Genomic DNA, 18,702 nt, shown 5'->3' with positions numbered 1-18,702 from the left:
ATATGTTAGTCAAAGATATTATGAAAACCAATGTGATCACATTAACTGCAGAAGCAACAGTTCAAGAAGCTTTATATGTATTACAAGAAAATCATATCCGACATATACCTATTATTAATAGTGAAAATAACGTTATTGGTATTGTTTCAGATCGAGATGTAAAAGATGCCAGTCCTTCTTTATTAGATGACAATTATAACAAAGAAATATTAGCACGTTCCATTAAAGAAATTATGACCACACCTGTTGTAACAACCCATCCATATGAATTCTTTGAAGAAGTTGCAACTATTTTCTATCAAAAAGAATTCGCTTGCTTACCAGTTGTGAAAAATAAGAAATTAGTTGGAATTGTTACAGAGAAAGATATGTTGTATGCCTTTATCCAATTAACTGGTACCCATTCGCCTAGTACACAATTAGAGATCAAAGTTCCCGATCAAATTGGTGTCTTATCAGATGTATGTCAGTACTTCACAAAAAGAAATATCAAAATTGTATCCGTTTACAGTTATCCTGATCCTGAAAGTCCTGGATACAAAGTGCTTGTCTTCCGAATTCAAACAATGAATCCTCTCCCAATTGTCAATGATTTCAAAGACTCTGAATATCAAATTTTATATCCATATAGGGAGGATAATGATGAATTCTAAGCACGCAGCTTTTATTTATACCGATGACTTCTTACGTTATTCTTTTCATGAAGAGCATCCCTTCAATCAGAATCGCTTGCTCTTAACAAAAGATTTATTAGTAATGAGCAAGTCATTATCTGAAAAACAAATCATTGCTCCACAGCTCATGGAAGAAGAATACGTTTTGTCTGTACATTCTAAGGATTATATAGAGGCTGTCAAACAAGCTAGTGAAGGAAAGCGAATTGATCCACATAAATATGGAATTGGCACGCATGATACACCTAGCTTTTCTAATATGTACGAAGCATCTCTCATGACAGTAAGTGGTTCACTTGAAGCATGTTCCCAGGTGTTATCAGGAAAGGTAAAACACGCCTTAAATCTAGCGGGTGGATTGCATCATGGATTTCCTACACGTGCATCAGGATTCTGTATTTTTAATGATATTGCAATAACTATAAAATATATCAGAGATCATTACAATCTGAAAGTTTTATATATTGATACAGATGCACATCATGGAGATGGTGTGCAACATTGCTTTTATGATGATCCTAATGTATGTACTGTATCTTTTCATGAAACAGGGAGATATTTATATCCTGGTACAGGTAAAACAAGTGAACGTGGTGTGAAGGATGGATTTGGTTATTCGTTTAACTTCCCTTTAGATGCATTTACAGAGGATGACTCCTATTTGGAAGTTTTTAAAAATAGTCTAGAAGAAATAACGGCCTATTTTCAACCTGATATTATTGTAAGTCAACACGGAGTGGATGCACATGCATTAGATCCATTAACACACCTCCATTGTACTTTGGATATTTTTGAACAAATTCCTGTGATTATACATAATCTTGCCCATCAATATTGTAATGGTAAATGGGTGGCTTTAGGTGGTGGTGGATATGACATTTGGAAAGTTGTGCCGAGAGCATGGTCGCAACTATGGAAGGTTATGACTGAAGAGAATGCGATTTTTCAAGGTAGTATAACTAAAGACTGGTTGAATAAATGGGAGCCGTTATCCCCAGTTGCCCTTCCAACAAGTTGGCAAGATTCAGAAACTTTCTATCGCGACATACCGAGGAGAGCAGAAATTAGCGAAAACAACAAAAAAATGTATAAACAAGTATTAAAATTTATTGAAAATAAAAAAGGGGATAAGACATAAATGTTGTTCTTAACTTAAAACACTAACAATCGCTATGCATTGTTAGTTAATATACGGATACTGCGCAATAAATGATGTAGTAATTTTGACATGATGTGTGTGCTTAGAAACCGCTACGGCTTGTCCGCTTCCCTCGTATGATATAGGTAACCTTAATTTTAAGGTATCTCCATTACATTGTATAATGGAGGTAATCAGATGGAGGTATCGTTTCTTCCCTTGAAGCATTGTCTTCGTCGGAAAGTCTGATGCCTCCTTCTTTATAGAATGGTTCGTATCAGCTGGATGACACAAATGTTGTCGAATATCGAACGAGGATGGATATCTATAAAGAAGTGGAGGGTTCCTCTTTTCTGATTAATCTATCATATAGGTGGTGTTTACATGTACTATTTAGGAATTGACATTGCTAAAAAAGAACACGAAGCTGGGTTGATCGACCAGCAAGGGAAATCAATAGGAAAAACCCTACGTTTTTCGAATTCAAAACCTGGCAGTGACAAGTTGTTAACCTTTATAAACAAGCATCAACTCACTCCTGATAACTGTGTTTGTGGGTTAGAAGCAACCGGACATTATTGGATTTCTGTGTTCACTTTTCTTTCCCAGCTTGGTTTTAAGGTAACGGCCTTCAATCCTTTACAATCGGACGCTTTACGAAACTTTTATATACGAAAGACAAAAACAGATACTCGTGATGCTTTTCTCATTGCACAAGTTATTCGTATCGATGCACCAGAAGCAACCCCTTTTCTTGAAGAAGAGTTGCTTCAGATTAGGCATTTGGAAAGATTGCGTTATTCCCTGGTAGATCAAAGTTCTGATATCAAACGAAAGGTCATCACTCTTCTTGATCAGATTTTCCCAGAATATGAGGATCTGTTTTCTGAAGTGTTCGGTGCATCTTCCTCTGAATTACTTTTTCATTATCCAATGCCAGAAGACATACAAAGCATTGACACAGACAGCTTGGCAACATTTTTAAATGAGGCCAGTAACCGAGCATATGGTAAAAAAAGAGCACGCAAAAAAGCGACACAGATAAAAGAATCAGCAGCAGAAAGCTTTGGTATTACAATGGGCACAGATTCTTTTCGAACACAAATCCATCTCTTACTTGAACAACTTTCTTTACTAGATCGTCAAATCCAACAAATTGACGAAAAACTGTCCACTCTCATCCAACAACAAGCAACTTATTTACCAACTATAAATGGCATTGGAGATGTTACAACTGCGGTTATCATAGGTGAAATTGGCTCGATAAAACGTTTTGATCGACCAGCACAATTAGTTGCCTTTGCAGGGCTAGATCCTGCGGTGAAACAATCTGGTAAATTTAACGCCACTGAAGTGCATATCTCCAAAAGAGGTTCTCCTTATCTGAGAAGGGCTATTTGGGGAGCAGCTTTTTCAGCAAGTCAGTGTGATCCGGCATTATCACAGTTTTACAATAAATTAAGAGATAATGGAAAAGGGCATTATGTAGCTGTTGGAGCAGTAGCTAGAAAGCTAACACATATTATTTTTGCCATATTACGAGACAACAAACCATATGAACCACATATGAAATAAGCAATACCGAACATACTTTCCTTTTAAAACACCTCTCCAAGGAGGTGTATTTTCGCATGCCTTTTTTTAGACAAAAAATCATTTGAAACATTAAGGTTTTTAGGGTTGACTTTCCATAGCTGGTCTTTCCACGGGTTTTTCTCCTCAGCTAACTTTGGTAAGCAAAGATCGCTTACCAAAGTGGATCTTCGGATAAAAACATCCCGTAGGAGTAAAAGCGGACGCCTACGCTAATTTGATATTCTACAACGCTAGTATAAGATAGCATTATGCCTTTTCTCTCATTTTATAAATTCGTTGATTGAAGAAACCGCTCAAAATGCTATCTGTTACAGTAGTTGTAGAACAAATATATTAGCGTAGGCCGCCCACTTTCACTCCTGTGGTAACTTTTTACCTGAATATCCACTTTTTCAAGCGATCTTTGCTTGGAAAAGTTAGCTGAAGGGAAAAAACCACGGAAAGGAAAGTGGGCAGCCGGAGCGGTTTATTAGTCAATAACACATTTCAAAATTACCACTTTTTCTATTAAATATACATCCATTGTTGCGTAGTACCTTTCTACTACGAATAAAATCCAAACGATCCGAATAGCTTTAGCTTTCGAAATCGTTTGGATTTTTCTATTTAAATATTCTTTTGTCCCAATCTCTTTTCATGCTCAATCTTGTTCTGAATCTAAAATGACAATTTCTACCCTTCGATTTGCACTCCAACCTTCTTCAGAATCATTTGATGCTACTGGTCTAGTATCACCAAAGCCAGCTGCAATAAAACGAGACTCATTAAAATCATTCGACTCTAATATATGGCGAATAACACTGCTTGCTCGTGCACCAGACAATTCCCAGTTGGAAGGATATCGATAACTAGCAATCGGTCGATCATCCGTATGACCTTCCACCCTTACTTCATTTGGTATATTGGAAAGTAATGTGCTCACCTTATTTAAGAAAGGCTTAGCCGGATTAAGTACATCAGCTTCTCCGGTATCAAATAGAACACTTTCTTGTAAGACCAATACAACCCCCTGATCTGTTCGAGTAGCCGAAATCACTTGATTTAGATCATTCTCATTTAAAAAGTTTTCCACTTCTGCTAATAGTTCATCCAATTCGTCTTGTTCAGGTGTTTTTGTAACCGCATTTTGTTCTGAACCATTCTGTTCATCGTCAGCCGGAGTGGTATCTTCTTGCTTATCATCATTCTCTTCTTCTTTCAACACTTCGGTATTTTCTGTTGGATGTTGTTCTTCAATAATAGATGGCATGGCTTCAAATATTGTTTCACTTCGAAAAGCCTCAGCAATTGCTCTGAATTTCTCTGCATCTATTTGTGACATCGAAAATAATAAAACAAAGAATACCAGTATTAGTGTTACCATATCTGAATAGGTTGTCATCCACTTTGGTGCGCCTTTACTTTCTGGACGTTTATTCCTACGCTTCATTAAAGGATTCCTCCGTATAGTTCTCCTCTTCTTCTACAACTTTATTATTCTTCATTTTATCTGATAAAAAGGCACTTAATTTTTCCTTTAAAATTCTTGGATTTTGTCCAGATTGTACACCAATGACACCTTCAATGATTACCTGTTTCATAAAGACTTCTTCACTCGTTTTCGTTTCTAGCTTCCCAGCCATTGGTGTGAACACCAAGTTGGCTAATACAGAACCATAGAATGTCGTTAATAAGGCAACTGCCATACTGGGACCTAAAGTGGTAGGATCTTCGAGATTCTGCAACATTAATATTAAACCAATTAATGTACCAATCATCCCCCAAGCTGGAGCATATTCTCCTGCTTTTTCGATGATAAGACGACCGCGATAATGACGATCTTCCATTGCATCTATTTCAGCATTCATAATATCATTGATTACTTCTGGCTCAATCCCATCAATAGCAAGCAAAACACCTTTTCGTATGTATGGATCTTCAACCTCATCCAATTCATTTTCAAGCGCTAACAAGCCTTCACGTCTTGCTCGCTCAGAAAGTCTTTCAAATAATTCTATCAAATCGGCTAAATCATGATCATTCTGTTTAAAAGCTTCCTGAAGCACATATTTAGTCGTTTTCATTTGTTTTATATTAAAGTTAACAAGTAGTGCTGCTAGTAAACCTCCAAGTACAATTAATGCAGAGGATCCTTGCACAAAACCTACAAATCCTCCCATTCCACCACTACTTACGATTCCAAACATAATCATTAAAAATCCAACTGTTATACCGATTGGAGTAAATAAATCTCTTTTATTCATCTGTATTCTCTCCCTAGTAAAAAGCTCGCAAAATTAATAAAACTAGGGTGTATTAATCACCCTAGTTTTATTATCGGCATTTCTTTTATTTTGTTGAGTTTCTTTTAACAATTTGATGTGGCAAAACTACATTTTGCTCTTCAACGGTTTCTTTATTCATAAATTTCGTCAATAGACGCATTGCAACAGCTCCAATGTCATACATTGGTTGCACTACAGTTGAAAGCGTTGGACGCACCATTGTTGCTAAACGTGTATTATCAAAACCAAATACTTCTACATCTTCAGGTACTTTCACCCCGTTGTCTTGCATTCCATGAATGATACCTACTGCCATTTCATCGGTAGCAGCAAATATAGCTTTTGGATAATTTTTTATTTTAAGTATTTTTTCTGCGGCTTCAACACCTGATTCATGTGAGAATTCTGCAGAAATAATGTATTCTTCATTGACTTCTTTATTATGTTCTTTAATTGCTTTTACATATCCATCATATTTTTTAGTATTAACAACTGAGTCTTCTTCCCCAGTTACATAGATTGGATGTTTTGTGCCATTTTCAATCAATAAAGACGTCGCCTCATATGCAGCTTGTTCATAATCAATATTTACCGCAGGAATCGTTTCACTAGAATCGATAGAAGCAGCTAATGCTACAGGTACTGGTGATGTTTTAAGTTGATGTACATGGTCTTCACTAATAGTGGCACCCATATAAATTAAACCATCCACTTGTTTTTCAAACATGGTATTTATTAGACGTAATTCTTTATCTTTGTTTTGGTCAGAGTTACTTAAGATAATATTATACTTGTACATTGTTGCAATATCATCAATACCTCGAGCTAATTCAGAGAAGAAAATACTTGAAATATCCGGGATGATAACACCAACTGTTGTAGTTTTTTTGCTAGCAAGTCCACGAGCGACTGCATTAGGACGATATCCTAATCTTTCAATTGTGTTTAATACTTTTTTTCTTGTTGCCGGTTTTACGTTCGGGTTTCCGTTGACAACACGTGATACCGTAGCCATGGAGACGTTTGCTTCTCTTGCTACATCATAAATTGTTATATTCATTATTTTAACCTCCAATATTCATTAACGGTTTATTTCTCTCATCATACGCTACAAACAGTATTTCTGCAAAGATTCAACCATATCTACATTATTTATGTATATCATTCACATTATAACAAATTTTTCATGAAAATTAACAATAAAAAACAATAATTTATGAAAATTTTCATAAATTATGTCTACAAAACGTCAAATATTTTAATTTTTAAACCCTCTTTACAACATAAATGAAAGTAAAAATCTAAAAATTAAACAGATTTTATAACGCTTAAGAAGGATTATGCGACATAACTCTGGTGGTAATTATGAGATTTTAGTACTTCGTAACAACCGCTACGGCTTGTCCGCTTCCCTTTCCGCGGGTTTTTCTCCTCAGCTAAGTTTGGTAAGCAAAGACCACTTACCAAAGTGGATCTTCGGATAAAAACTTCCCGCAGGAGTGGAAGCGGACGCCTGCGCTTTTTAATGCTCTACAACTAAAGTAAGAATACTCATATTGACGTTATTCCATATCGCCTATGAATTTGTCTTTTGATTACTTATCCTAATTAACAAAAAATGTTCATATCTGTAACCATCCAAAATATTAGCATTTGCAATAGTTGTAGAGTCCCACTAGCGTAGGCGGCCACTTCCACTCCTATGGGATTGTTTTTCCTGAAGATCCACTTTTCCATGCAGTTTTTGCTTGGAAAAGTGGATCTTCAGGAAAAAGCCCATGGAAAGGGAAAGTGGGCAAGCCGAAGCGGTTTTTACGCACACAAATCATTTCATAATTATCAACTAGAGTTATGTCGCATAATCCTGCTTATATACATCATGTAGATGTTTTTGTTTATAAAGATAAAAAACTCCTGCTGGGCAGGAGTTTTTCGTATTATTTATTCAATAATTCTTTCATAAAGTTATGGAACGTTGGGATGTCCATTTGTTGTGCTGAATCGGATAATGCTACTGCTGGATCTGGGTGTACTTCAGCCATAACACCATCTGCTCCAATTGCTAATGCTGCTTTAGCTGCTGGTAACAATAAGTCTCTTCTACCAGTAGAATGCGTTACATCCACCATCACCGGTAAATGTGTTTCTTGTTTCAAGATTGGAACAGCTGTGATATCTAATGTGTTACGTGTTGCTGTTTCATATGTTCTAATACCACGTTCACATAAAATGATTTGGCCATTCCCTTTAGAATTAACGTATTCTGCTGCATTGATAAAGTCGGAAATCGTCGCAGACATACCGCGTTTTAATAAAACAGGTTTGTTTGTTTCCCCAGCTGCTTTTAATAATTCAAAGTTCTGCATGTTACGCGCACCAATTTGAATGACATCAATATAATTAACGGCTTCTTCAATATGAGCTGGATTTACGATTTCACTAACAACAGCTAATCCGTATTCGTCAGATACTTTTTTCAAAATTTCTAGACCTTCAAAGCCTAAACCTTGGAAGTCATAAGGTGATGTTCTCGGTTTGAAGGCTCCACCACGAATTAATTTTAAACCTTCATTCTTAATCGCAGCTGCTACTTCCGCTACTTGATCATAGCTTTCTACCGCACATGGTCCAAAAATAAAGTGTTGGTTGCCATCGCCAAATTTATCACCATTTATATCAATAACTGTATCTTCCGCTTTCTTCTTACGAGATACAAGTAAAGCTTTACTATGGTCATCTTCTTGCAGTTCAAGTCCTGCTTTGAAAATTTCTTTGAACAAATGAATGATCGTAGAATCTTCAAAAGGGCCATTGTTATGTTGTTTGATAAGATTTAACATATCACGTTCACGAACTGGATCATAACTACGGTTCGCACCCTGTTTTTCTTTGACTTGACCAGTTTCTTTCACCAATTCCGCACGCTTGTTAATTAACTCTAGTATTTCTAGGTTAACTTGGTCAAGCTTTTCACGAAGCTGATCCAATTGTTCATTACTCATTATAAATCCCCCTACTCCTATTTTAAAATCCAAAAAAAATGTTATACTTTCTATATAATTAGGGATAATTATAGCTAAAAAATGTCGACTTGTCACCCGTTAGTAGCAATATTTTATAGAATATTTAAAATTTTTTCAAAATAGAAAGGAAAAAAAGCGTATGGCTGAGCAAATGTTTGCACTTGATATAGGCACGAGATCAGTAGTTGGACTATTGATGGAACAAAGAGATCAGAAGTATCAATTAATTGATTATTATATGGTTGAACATAATGAACGTTCGATGTTAGATGGACAAATCCACGATATTGTGTCAGTGGCTAGCGTAATTCAGCAAGTGAAATTACACTTAGAACAGAAACATAATACGATTTTAGAAAAGGTTTGTGTAGCTGCCGCTGGAAGGGCCTTAAAAACAAATCGAGTACATACATCAAAAGACATAACAAAACAACCTTTAATGAATGATGAAGATATTTTGTTTCTCGAATTAGAAGCTGTTCAAAAAGCACAATACCAATTAGCAACCGATGAAGAAGATGATCCTAGCCATAATTATTATTGTGTTGGTTATTCTGTTATTAAATATTCACTGGATGGTGAAGAAATTGGATCTTTAATCGACCAACAAGGCCAAATAGCGGAAGCAGAAATCATTGCAACCTTTTTACCAAAAGTTGTTGTTGAATCCTTACTGTCTGCTTTAAACCGAGCAGATTTGCAATTAGAGGCCTTAACATTAGAACCGATAGCTGCAATCCATGTATTGATTCCCCCTTCTATGAGACGCCTTAACGTCGCTCTCGTTGATATTGGAGCAGGTACTAGTGATATTGCCTTAACATCAGAAGGAGCTGTTACAGCATATGGCATGGTCCCAAAAGCCGGTGATGAGATCACAGAAGCAATTAGTGATCACTACTTATTAGATTTTAATCAAGCTGAAGATTTCAAAAAAGAGATAACATTACATAAAAAAGCAACCGTTTCAGATATTCTCGGTTTTGAGCAAGAGATCTTGTACGAAGAATTAGTCGAACACGTCCTTCCCGCCGTGGATACACTAGCAAGTTCAATTGCGGAAGAGATTATTTCATTGAACGGAGCCCCTCCAAAAGCCGTCATGTTAGTTGGAGGCGGAAGTCAAACCCCTGAATTAGCAAAAAGAGTAGCGATTAAGTTAAAATTACCGACGAACCGTGTTGCAATAAGAGGCGTAGATGCGATTCAACTATTATCTAAAGATGAAAATCTACCAATCGGCCCTGAATTCATTACACCAATCGGAATTGCAATCGCTGCTAAACAAAACCCCGTTCACTATATTAGTGTGAAAGTTAATGACCGTGTCGTTCGGTTATTTGAAATGAAAGAATTAACGATCGCGGATTGTTTACTTGCTGCAGGAATTAATATAAAGAAACTATATGGTAAGCCTGGAATGGCAGCAATCGTTACCTACAATGGTAAACAAGTGACATTGCCAGGAAGTTTTGGAACAGCACCAAAAATCATTCTAAATGAGGAAGAAAAAAGTATTGATGACAAGGTAAAGAATGGAGATATACTAACCATTGAAAAAGGTAATGACGGAGAACCAGCTACGATGACACTTGCTGAATTTATTGGTGAAACATCTTCTGTAACCGTTTATTACAATGAAAAAGCATTTACTGTAAAACCTAACATTCTAGTAAATAAGCAAAAGATATCTTCAACATATCTATTAAAAGATGGCGATCACATCGAATATAATCAGAAACTAACCCTACAACAATTTCTAAAAGAAAATGAAATTGTAGAGCAAATAAATGTACCTTTTACAATATGGATCGATGATCACAGAAAAGAATTCCCAGAATATAGTAGTGCTTTATTACATAATAATGTTCCTGCTATTTTAGATGCACAACTAAAGAATGGTGACAAATTAGAAACATACACAGGTAATCAACCAACACTACTAGAGCTTCTTGACAAAATGGAAATCACTTATCAAAAAGTCATGAAAATTTTATATAATAATAAACCTATTACATTGACAAAAGATTTGCTTAAAGTATATCGACGAGGTGAGGTTGTTCGATTAGAAGATGAAATAGCCGATCAGGACAAACTTCAATTTATCGAACAAAAAACAGAACCGTTTATTTTTCAAGATATTTTTCGATTTATTTCAATCGATCTCACGCAAGTTAAGGGTAAAGTCGAGCTTAAACGAAATGATCAGCCTGTTACTTTCTTCGAACAACTGCAGCCAAATGATAAAATAGAAATAAATATAGAAAGCCGTCACTCCTAGTATGGCGGCTTTCTAGTCTTTAACCAATTTTTTTAAAGTTGTCTGCTGTAATATCAAAATGACTTGTATCCCAAATAGCGTCACCATCTACAAATTGGATCACTTGAGGTGATTCGTGTTTAATTTGATACGTATTTGCTATGTACGTGGACAACTCTCTGGCATTTTGTACATACAAGCGATAAAGAGGTATTTCGGAGTCTTCTCTAAACTGTTGGAAAGCTTGATTCGCTGAACCACTGATTGGACAAGTCAAGCTATGTTTCAATAATAAGATTTGTTCATTTTCAGTAACTACAGATTGGAATTCCTCTATTGTTTGAATATCTTTAATTTCCATTACGTTCTCTCCTTTTGGTAATACGTAAAAAAGTGGACTGCTCTTTTCAACAATCCACTTTTAAAGTGATTTTACAATTTGTTATTATTTTCTTCAGCTTCTACTGCATTTGCAGCTTCTTCAATAGCTTGAGCTACTTCTTCTGCTGCTTTTTCAGGATCTTCGTCTTTAGACATTTTTTCTTGAATGGTTGCTTTGGTCTCTTTTAATTTATTAGATAGATCCTGCGATTTTTCACTTACTGACTGTCCAATTGTTTGTGATTGTTCTTTCGCATAATCTCTCCATTCGCCACTTTTTTCATACGCAACGTCTTTCCATTCGTTAGCACGATCTTTCACATAATGTGCACCTTGATTTAAGTCGCCTCTTAATTCTTTACCAGATTTCGGAGCAAAAATTAAAGCTAAAGAAGCACCTACAATACCACCTATTAAAGAACCGATTAAAAAGTCCTTGCTATTAATGTTTTGATTTTCTTCATTATTATTTTGTTGATTTGTCATTTCTCATTCCTCCATTTTTAATTATTATTTATTTCTATTTTTTTTAAACATTTCCATTACGACAGTACTCCATTTGATCGCTTGTGCTGTCGTTTCTTGATTCTCATCCGCAATTCGATTAACAGATTGAGATACTGTACGGATGGATTGGGAGAAGTCTTTTACACTGTCGCCAATATTTTTCACGCCATCTACAAGGGTGTTGAGTCTAGTGGTTTTGTCATTAATATCATCCGCTAATTTGTTCGTCTTATTTAATAAGGCCGTTGTCTCAACTGTAATACCCTCCATTTGCTTTTCTAAACCTTCGAGCGTGTCAGCAACATGGGACATCGTGCGTTTAGTTTCTTTTAAAACTCTTACTAAATAAATAACTAGTACTGCAAATGCAACTGCTGCAATAATTGCTGCAAGGTATAAGAGAATTTCCATTAGCTCCTTCACTCCTTCGATATGTATTACCTAATTATTCTGATAATTATGTTATACCCTTTATCATCTATTCTAAACAAGATTTACCTGAATTACACGCAAAAAGAATTATTATCTCTTTTACAAACAGCAAGTAACTGGACAGTCAACATCCAACCCCACCGACCGTTTCCATAACTATAGCACGTAAGAAGGATTATATTATCGTAGTGGTAATTATGAAATATTATATGTGCTTTGCAACCGCTCCGGCTTGTCCGCTTCCCTTTCCGCGGGTTTTTTTCTCCTCAGCTAACTTTTTAAGCAAAGTACGCTTAAAAAGTGGATCTTCGGAGAAAAACTTCCCGCAGGAGTAAAAGCGGACGCCTACACTTTTTAATGCTCTACAACTAAAGTAAGAATATTCATATTGGCGTTATTCCGTATTGACTATGGATTTGTCTTTAGATTACTTATCATAATTAACAAAATATGTACATATCTGTAACAATCCAAAATGCTAGCATTTGTAATATTTGTAGAGTTTCATTCAGCGTAGGCGGCCACTTCCACTCCTGTGGGATCGTTTTCTCTGAAGATCCACTTTTCCACGCGGTTTTTGCGTGGAAAAGTTAGCTGAAGGGTAAACCCCATGGAAAGGGAAGTGGGCAAGCCGAAGCGGTTTCTACACACATTTATCATTTCAAAATGGATTCCAGAGTTATGTCGAATAATCCTACTTATATGAAGTTGAAGTTGTAACATTTGTTTATACAAAAAAAGAAGGATGCTGGTCCTTCTTTTTTACTTGTTATTATTAATTTCTACATAACTTCTATGAATCCTGCTTATTTTACACAAGTTTTTTCGTATGCCTCTTGATATTTTTGAATATCTCCCGCACCCATAAAAATCAGCACACTATCAGAATGATTAACCAATACTTCAATATTATCCAAACCGATTAATTCACTGTTATTAATTAAATCTTTCAAATCATTAATCGACAAATTAGACTGTGATTCTCTTGCAGAACCAAATATATCACATAAATAAATAGCATCAGCTTGTGCTAAGGCATCACCAAATTCATTCATAAATGTTTTCGTACGTGAATACGTATGTGGTTGAAAAATAGCAACGATTTCTTTATTAGGGTATTTTTTTCTTGCAGCTTCAATAGTTGCTTCCACTTCTTTTGGATGGTGAGCATAATCATCTATTAAAATCTGGTTATTAATTTGTTTCTCGGTAAACCTTCTTTTCACACCTTGGAAAGATACAATTTCTTTCATTTGCGCAGCTGAAAAGTTTTCATAATGGCAAATTGTGATTACTGCTAGCGCATTAAGAATATTATGATTTCCGAATGAATTTATTTGAAAGGTATCATAATAATTATTACGTACAAAAACATCAAAAGTAGTACCAAACTCATCTACTATAATGTTCTTAGCGTGAAAATCATTACCATCCTTTAACCCATAGTAAAGCACTGGCACTTTTGCTTGAATTGATTGTAGATATTCGTCGTCCCCACAAGCAACTATACCTTTTTTTACATTATCCGCCATTTGTTGAAATGATTCAAACACATCTTCTATATCTTTGAAATAATCTGGATGATCAAAATCAATGTTTGTCATAATCGCATAATCTGGTTGATAGGCTAAGAAATGTCTACGATATTCACATGCCTCAAAGACAAAATACTGACTGTCTTTTGCACCTTTACCTGTTCCGTCACCAATTAAGTAAGAGATCGGACATGCTTTATCAAGCACATGAGAAAGTAAACCAGTAGTTGATGTTTTACCATGTGCTCCAGTAACGGCAATACTTGTATATTGATTAATCCATTCACCAAGGAATTCATGATATCGATAAAAAGGTAACCCGAGCTCTTTCGCTTTTTTAATTTCCTCGTGGTCGTCCTTAAAGGCATTCCCAGCTATGATGGTTAGTCCATCTTTGATATTATTTTCAGAAAAAGGTAAAATCGATATATCTTTTTCTTCTAATGCTACTTGTGTAAATATATGTTTTTCAATGTCAGAACCTTGAACTTGCTTTCCAGAGTCAGCTAAAATTTGTGCTAATGCACTCATTCCTGTCCCTTTAATACCAATAAAATGGTAATTTTCCATAAAAAAGAACCTCCAAAATCATGTGATAAGCATATATCCAACCAATCACGATTGTTTACTTAGGATTCATAGAACACACAAGAATCAATCATCCAATAAATATAGCTTTGTGTCAAGTATTAGTTATATTTTGTCTTTACGTACATCATTTATCCTATTATATACGAAATCAAGGATGAGTGTTCTTACGATGTTCGTTAACTTCTTCAATCTGAGATATTATCTCTCTTACATATCTGAAATTTACTTCATTAAAAATTAGTTTCATTAATTACTTCGCTTCTACTAATTAAAATTTCTCGTTGTTTACTGCCATTCTGTCCAGATATTATACCGTTATCTTCCATCATATCGATAAGTCTAGCTGCTCGATTATATCCTACTTTAAATCGTCTTTGTAGTAAAGATGCGCTCGCACCGTTGTATTCTAATACGAAATCAACCGCTTCTTGGTAAAGCTCATCAGCAACTTCATTAGATGATATTTGCTGGATCAATTGTTCTTGCTCAAATAAATAATTTGGCTCTGCTATCTGTTTTACATAATTGGTAATCCGTTCGATTTCATCATCTGAGACAAAAGCTCCTTGAATCCTTTTTGTTTCACTCGAGCCATTTTCTACAAACAACATATCACCTTTTCCTAGTAACTTCTCTGCTCCGTTGGTATCTAATATGGTTCTCGAGTCTACCTGAGAAGAAACACTGAAAGCAATTCTCGTAGGAACATTTGCCTTAATTAAGCCTGTAATTACATCAACTGATGGTCTTTGCGTAGCAATTAGCAAATGAATACCACAGGCTCTTGCCTTTTGGGCAATTCGGCAGATCGCGTCTTCGACATCTTGTGGGGAAGTCATCATCAAATCGGCCAGTTCATCGATCACAATCACAATATAAGGCATATGCTCTTCTTTGCGGTGTTGTTGTTTCATTTTTTCATTATAACGACTTATATCTCTTGCACCTTCTTTTACAAACTTGGCGTACCTGTCTTCCATTTCTTGTACCGCCCACTTTAGGGAAGAGGTAGCAGCTTTCACATCCGTGATTACAGGTGCAACCAGATGTGGAAGATCATTATAAGGGGTTAGTTCCACCATTTTCGGATCAATTAATAAGAATTTTACCTCTTCATGATTGGCTTTATACAATAAACTTATTAAGATTGTGTTAATACAGACACTTTTTCCTGAGCCTGTAGCACCTGCTATTAAACCATGTGGCATTTGTTTTAAATCTGTTACTACAGATTCACCTTCAATATCAGCACCTAACGCAACTGTTAAAGGAGAGGGATTTTCTTTAAACACATTACTTTCTAACAATTTTTGTAAAAAGACTGGTTCCGATTGTAAGTTTGGAACCTCTATACCTATCGTGCTTTTACCAGGAATGGGTGCTTCCATTCTTATGTCTTTTGCTGCTAAATTAAGCTTTATATCATCACTCAAATTCTTAATTTTACTTACCTTGACTCCTGGCTCTGGCTGGATTTCAAACCGAGTAACGGAAGGACCTTGGGTCGCATCGACTACACTAGCCTTAATGTTAAAATAGCGTAAAGTAGTCTGTAATGTCTCTGCTTGCTGATCAACCCATTCAAGATTATTATTCACAGGCGGTGAAGCATCGTTTAACAAATGAATAGGTACCGATTTTTTCACTTCAGTATGGTTCCCATTTCGATGATCTTGGGTTCCTCGCATATTCTTTTGAATAGCCCGATAAAGTTTTAACCTGGTCCTCGTTACGTTTTCGATTAATCGTTACTTCTTGCTTTTTCTGTTGTCTCCATTTATCACGAGGTGTCATTATCACATTTAATGGTGTTGGCGTGTTTTGATTTCTTTCCTTTTTCCTCTCTTTTCTGCTTTCTATACTATTAGTAACTTCTACCCGATTATTTGTCGGTTTTTGCTGAATTTCCGAATCATTATCTAATGTTACCGACTTTGTTGTCTCTGACATTTTACCGTTACTATCTTGTTCTTCCGTTGAATGCTCATTATCAGTATCTTGCTCAACTGTTTTCTCAAGATCTTCATTTCGTTGATCTTGTAGTTTCTTTTGATTACTGCGAAAGCCATAAACAGGTGATGGTACATCCTGGGCTTTAAATGGTTCCTGATGGTGGTATTCATTATGATGATAATCTACAGTTTCTTCTGATTTCTTTCGTTGATTTTTATGTATAGGTTTTCTGGTTAATCTCTCATTTGCATTCTTTTTTGGATATTGATAAGCCATTTTTGTTTCTATAGACTTATAAGATGTGTTTGTTGTTTGATTGTTTAATTCTTGTTGTTCATGGTCATCAAATAAATGTTCCCATCTTTTTTTTATATTTTTCCACATCGTACGTCACGCTCTCTTCCTAATTTATCACGGTGTAATCGTCCGTTATATCCTATTTGAAAAGATTCACATTTTTACACGAAAGCTCAGTAAGGATAAAAGGACGCTAACTTCCTGATAAGTTTCGCTACCAATTAGTGGTAGTTGTAACCTACCACTGATTGAAACTTCACTTTTTGTACGATTTTACACTCGAGAACTTATTCCCTATTTTATCATGAAACGAATGATTGTAATAGCTAATTTATTGATTAATCATAAAAGCATCGAAAGTCATAAGAAAAACCCTTGTCCGAGGACAAAGGGTTTAAAATTGAAATTCACTTCCAACTTTTTCATCAGCTGGTAATACATAAATTCCTTTTTCTTTAGGAGCATTCGGTAAACCCAATTCTTTTTGGGAACAAATCATACCATTGGAATCTACGCCTCTAAGTTGCGTCGGTTTAATTTCTAATCCACTAGGCATAATAGCACCAACTTTAGCAACTACTACTTTTTGCCCTTTATCTACATTTGGAGCACCACATACAATTTGCAACTGGTCACTAGTGCCTACATCTACTTGACAGACGCGTAACTTATCAGCATTCTCGTGTGCTTGCATATCAGTTACATACCCGACAACAAATTTTGGCGATAAATCAATGTCTAGTTTGTCTGCAACATTATTTAGCTCTAATGCTTTTCTAATTTCAACTAAAAATTCTTCCGTTAATTTTGATTTACCTGTCGATAATTCGTTAAAATAGTTGGAAGCATTAAAGATATTATAGCCGATTATTTCATTTGTTTCTTCATCAATTATCGTTGCGATATCTTTATTTCGTTCAAATGTTACTTTCTCACTGTTTTTCAGTGGAAACAAAAGAACATCTCCAACACCTTTTTGATTATAATATACAAACATTTTTCATACCCTCTCTTATTGTTCTGGTTTATTTTTGGCTAAAATGAATACTGGTTCTAAATGCCTTTCATCGTAAGCGAAAGGTAAGGATGTAATAGGTACACGACCTTCAGCAAAGAATTTCATTGTCATTTGGGCCAGTATATCATATCCCATTTTATTTTTTACATCCGCTATTATCAGTACATCTTGATGTGGCACAGCCACTAGTACTTCACCTACGGCATTTGCTTTCATTTCTTCTAGAAAAGCTTCATTAAGAATTCTACTCGCATCATATCCATCTTGTGTCGCAATGAAGTAGAAATCATTTTCAGCCACGATATCCTTTTTGGGATTTATGTCTAAGGATCTTATATTAAATAACGATATTTCTTTTAATCTTTCATAACTCCAACCTTGTTCATTCAACATTTTCTCATCGATTAATTGATACGTTGTACCTAGATCTAAAGCATAATAAATATTGGTTTCAGCTGTATGCTCCGTGTACGCTAATGAAATACCAGCTTTTGTTTTTTTGGGAAAAGATGTAGCACGTATTACAGGATAAATATGTTTTTCTTTTCCTTCTAACTGGTGCTCTTCATTCATCATTTTTAACGATTCACTAACATGAAATTGGAGTTCTTCAAGGGCAATATCGCCTCTTCTTTCATATTTTGCTATAACATTAGGGATATTTATTTTTACCCCTTGTTTGGAATCTTTCCATTCCACTCTGTATACATCTTTATCGCGATTAAAGGATACTCTCCAATCATCACGTGCAAATAATTCATCTAGTTTTCTTTTCATTTTGATAGAAGTCATTTTCATTTTCTTCGTCCTCCTTTTTTCGGAAGAAAACACTTATGGTATTGTATCACTTTTTAATGAAAATGAAAAACTTTGCGCAATATCGATTTCTTCAAGTAAACCTACCAAGCGTGAAATCGTTTTTTCGCTTTTCTACGGTCAATTTCATTGCTAAAATTTTATGCTTCTCTAACGTACATGCAAAAATCCATTCGGTTATTCGAATAACCGAATGGATTTTATTGACAATAATACT

General features: G+C 35.4%; 16 protein-coding genes. 4 read left to right on the top strand and 12 right to left on the bottom strand.

Going from position 1 to position 18,702, the window contains the following annotated elements; genetic code table 11:
* Positions 1 to 2 precede the first annotated feature (2 nt).
* The 3 genes from BN3107_RS07775 to BN3107_RS07765 all read left to right on the top strand — a co-directional run bounded on the left by BN3107_RS07775 (position 3) and on the right by BN3107_RS07765 (position 3,387).
* The gene (locus tag BN3107_RS07775) at positions 3 to 653 is read left to right on the top strand and encodes a CBS and ACT domain-containing protein (RefSeq protein WP_058307075.1); all 651 of its coding nucleotides are present in this window, start codon (positions 3 to 5) and stop codon (positions 651 to 653) included.
* Complete coding sequence (locus BN3107_RS07770) at positions 640 to 1,812, top strand: acetoin utilization protein AcuC (protein ID WP_316245024.1); 1,173 nt, start codon at positions 640 to 642, stop codon at positions 1,810 to 1,812. The genes BN3107_RS07775 and BN3107_RS07770 overlap by 14 nt, the downstream gene beginning before the upstream one ends.
* A 384-nt stretch (positions 1,813 to 2,196) precedes the next feature.
* Positions 2,197 to 3,387: an IS110 family RNA-guided transposase gene (locus tag BN3107_RS07765; RefSeq protein ID WP_058307073.1), complete on the top strand. Its 1,191-nt coding sequence runs from the start codon at positions 2,197 to 2,199 to the stop codon at positions 3,385 to 3,387.
* 661 nt (positions 3,388 to 4,048) lie between these two features.
* On the opposite strand, the gene motS is transcribed toward BN3107_RS07765, so the two are convergent.
* From motS to BN3107_RS07745, 4 genes are all read right to left on the bottom strand, one after another.
* Entirely contained in the window at positions 4,049 to 4,837 is a 789-nt protein-coding gene (gene motS / locus BN3107_RS07760) for a flagellar motor protein MotS (protein WP_058307072.1), read from the bottom strand.
* Positions 4,827 to 5,651: a flagellar motor protein MotP gene (gene motP / locus BN3107_RS07755; protein ID WP_058307071.1), complete on the bottom strand. Its 825-nt coding sequence runs from the start codon at positions 5,649 to 5,651 to the stop codon at positions 4,827 to 4,829. The genes motS and motP overlap by 11 nt, the downstream gene beginning before the upstream one ends.
* An 85-nt stretch (positions 5,652 to 5,736) precedes the next feature.
* A complete protein-coding gene (ccpA, locus tag BN3107_RS07750; protein ID WP_058307070.1) occupies positions 5,737 to 6,732 on the bottom strand; it encodes a catabolite control protein A in 996 nt (331 codons plus the stop codon).
* An 877-nt stretch (positions 6,733 to 7,609) separates the two neighbouring features.
* Positions 7,610 to 8,674 (bottom strand): bifunctional 3-deoxy-7-phosphoheptulonate synthase/chorismate mutase, encoded by a 1,065-nt coding sequence (locus BN3107_RS07745; RefSeq protein ID WP_058307069.1) that lies wholly within the window; start codon positions 8,672 to 8,674, stop codon positions 7,610 to 7,612.
* A 160-nt stretch (positions 8,675 to 8,834) separates the two neighbouring features.
* Between BN3107_RS07745 and pilM the strand changes: the two genes are divergently transcribed.
* Positions 8,835 to 10,976, top strand: coding sequence for a pilus assembly protein PilM (pilM, locus tag BN3107_RS07740; RefSeq protein ID WP_058307068.1), 2,142 nt, complete (start codon positions 8,835 to 8,837; stop codon positions 10,974 to 10,976).
* Between the two features lie 19 nt (positions 10,977 to 10,995).
* Here the strand turns inward: pilM and ytxJ are convergent, their stop codons facing one another.
* The 8 genes from ytxJ to BN3107_RS07705 form a co-directional block, all read right to left on the bottom strand.
* Positions 10,996 to 11,316 carry a bacillithiol system redox-active protein YtxJ gene (gene ytxJ / locus BN3107_RS07735; RefSeq protein WP_058307067.1) on the bottom strand — a complete coding sequence of 107 codons (321 nt, stop codon included), beginning with the start codon at positions 11,314 to 11,316 and terminating at the stop codon, positions 10,996 to 10,998.
* A gap of 71 nt (positions 11,317 to 11,387) precedes the next feature.
* On the bottom strand, positions 11,388 to 11,822 hold the full coding sequence (locus BN3107_RS07730) for a YtxH domain-containing protein (protein ID WP_058307066.1): 435 nt from the start codon (positions 11,820 to 11,822) through the stop codon (positions 11,388 to 11,390).
* A 24-nt stretch (positions 11,823 to 11,846) separates the two neighbouring features.
* On the bottom strand, positions 11,847 to 12,254 hold the full coding sequence (locus BN3107_RS07725) for a DUF948 domain-containing protein (protein ID WP_058307065.1): 408 nt from the start codon (positions 12,252 to 12,254) through the stop codon (positions 11,847 to 11,849).
* Between the two features lie 827 nt (positions 12,255 to 13,081).
* The gene (gene murC / locus BN3107_RS07720) at positions 13,082 to 14,380 is read right to left on the bottom strand and encodes a UDP-N-acetylmuramate--L-alanine ligase (RefSeq protein WP_058307064.1); all 1,299 of its coding nucleotides are present in this window, start codon (positions 14,378 to 14,380) and stop codon (positions 13,082 to 13,084) included.
* A 251-nt stretch (positions 14,381 to 14,631) separates the two neighbouring features.
* Positions 14,632 to 16,047, bottom strand: a complete 1,416-nt coding sequence (locus BN3107_RS07715; protein WP_392389051.1) for a DNA translocase FtsK — start codon at positions 16,045 to 16,047, stop codon at positions 14,632 to 14,634.
* Between the two features lies 1 nt (position 16,048).
* Complete coding sequence (locus BN3107_RS19590; protein ID WP_082631259.1) at positions 16,049 to 16,738, bottom strand: hypothetical protein; 690 nt, start codon at positions 16,736 to 16,738, stop codon at positions 16,049 to 16,051.
* Between the two features lie 307 nt (positions 16,739 to 17,045).
* A complete protein-coding gene (gene ytpR, locus BN3107_RS07710; RefSeq protein ID WP_058307063.1) occupies positions 17,046 to 17,648 on the bottom strand; it encodes a YtpR family tRNA-binding protein in 603 nt (200 codons plus the stop codon).
* A 15-nt stretch (positions 17,649 to 17,663) separates the two neighbouring features.
* Positions 17,664 to 18,467 carry a DUF1444 domain-containing protein gene (locus BN3107_RS07705; RefSeq protein WP_058307062.1) on the bottom strand — a complete coding sequence of 268 codons (804 nt, stop codon included), beginning with the start codon at positions 18,465 to 18,467 and terminating at the stop codon, positions 17,664 to 17,666.
* Positions 18,468 to 18,702: the final 235 nt, after the last annotated feature.

This window comes from Gracilibacillus massiliensis (assembly GCF_001458115.1).
GTDB lineage: Bacteria > Bacillota > Bacilli > Bacillales > Amphibacillaceae > Gracilibacillus > Gracilibacillus massiliensis.
This window is presented reverse-complemented; position numbering and strand designations above follow the sequence as displayed.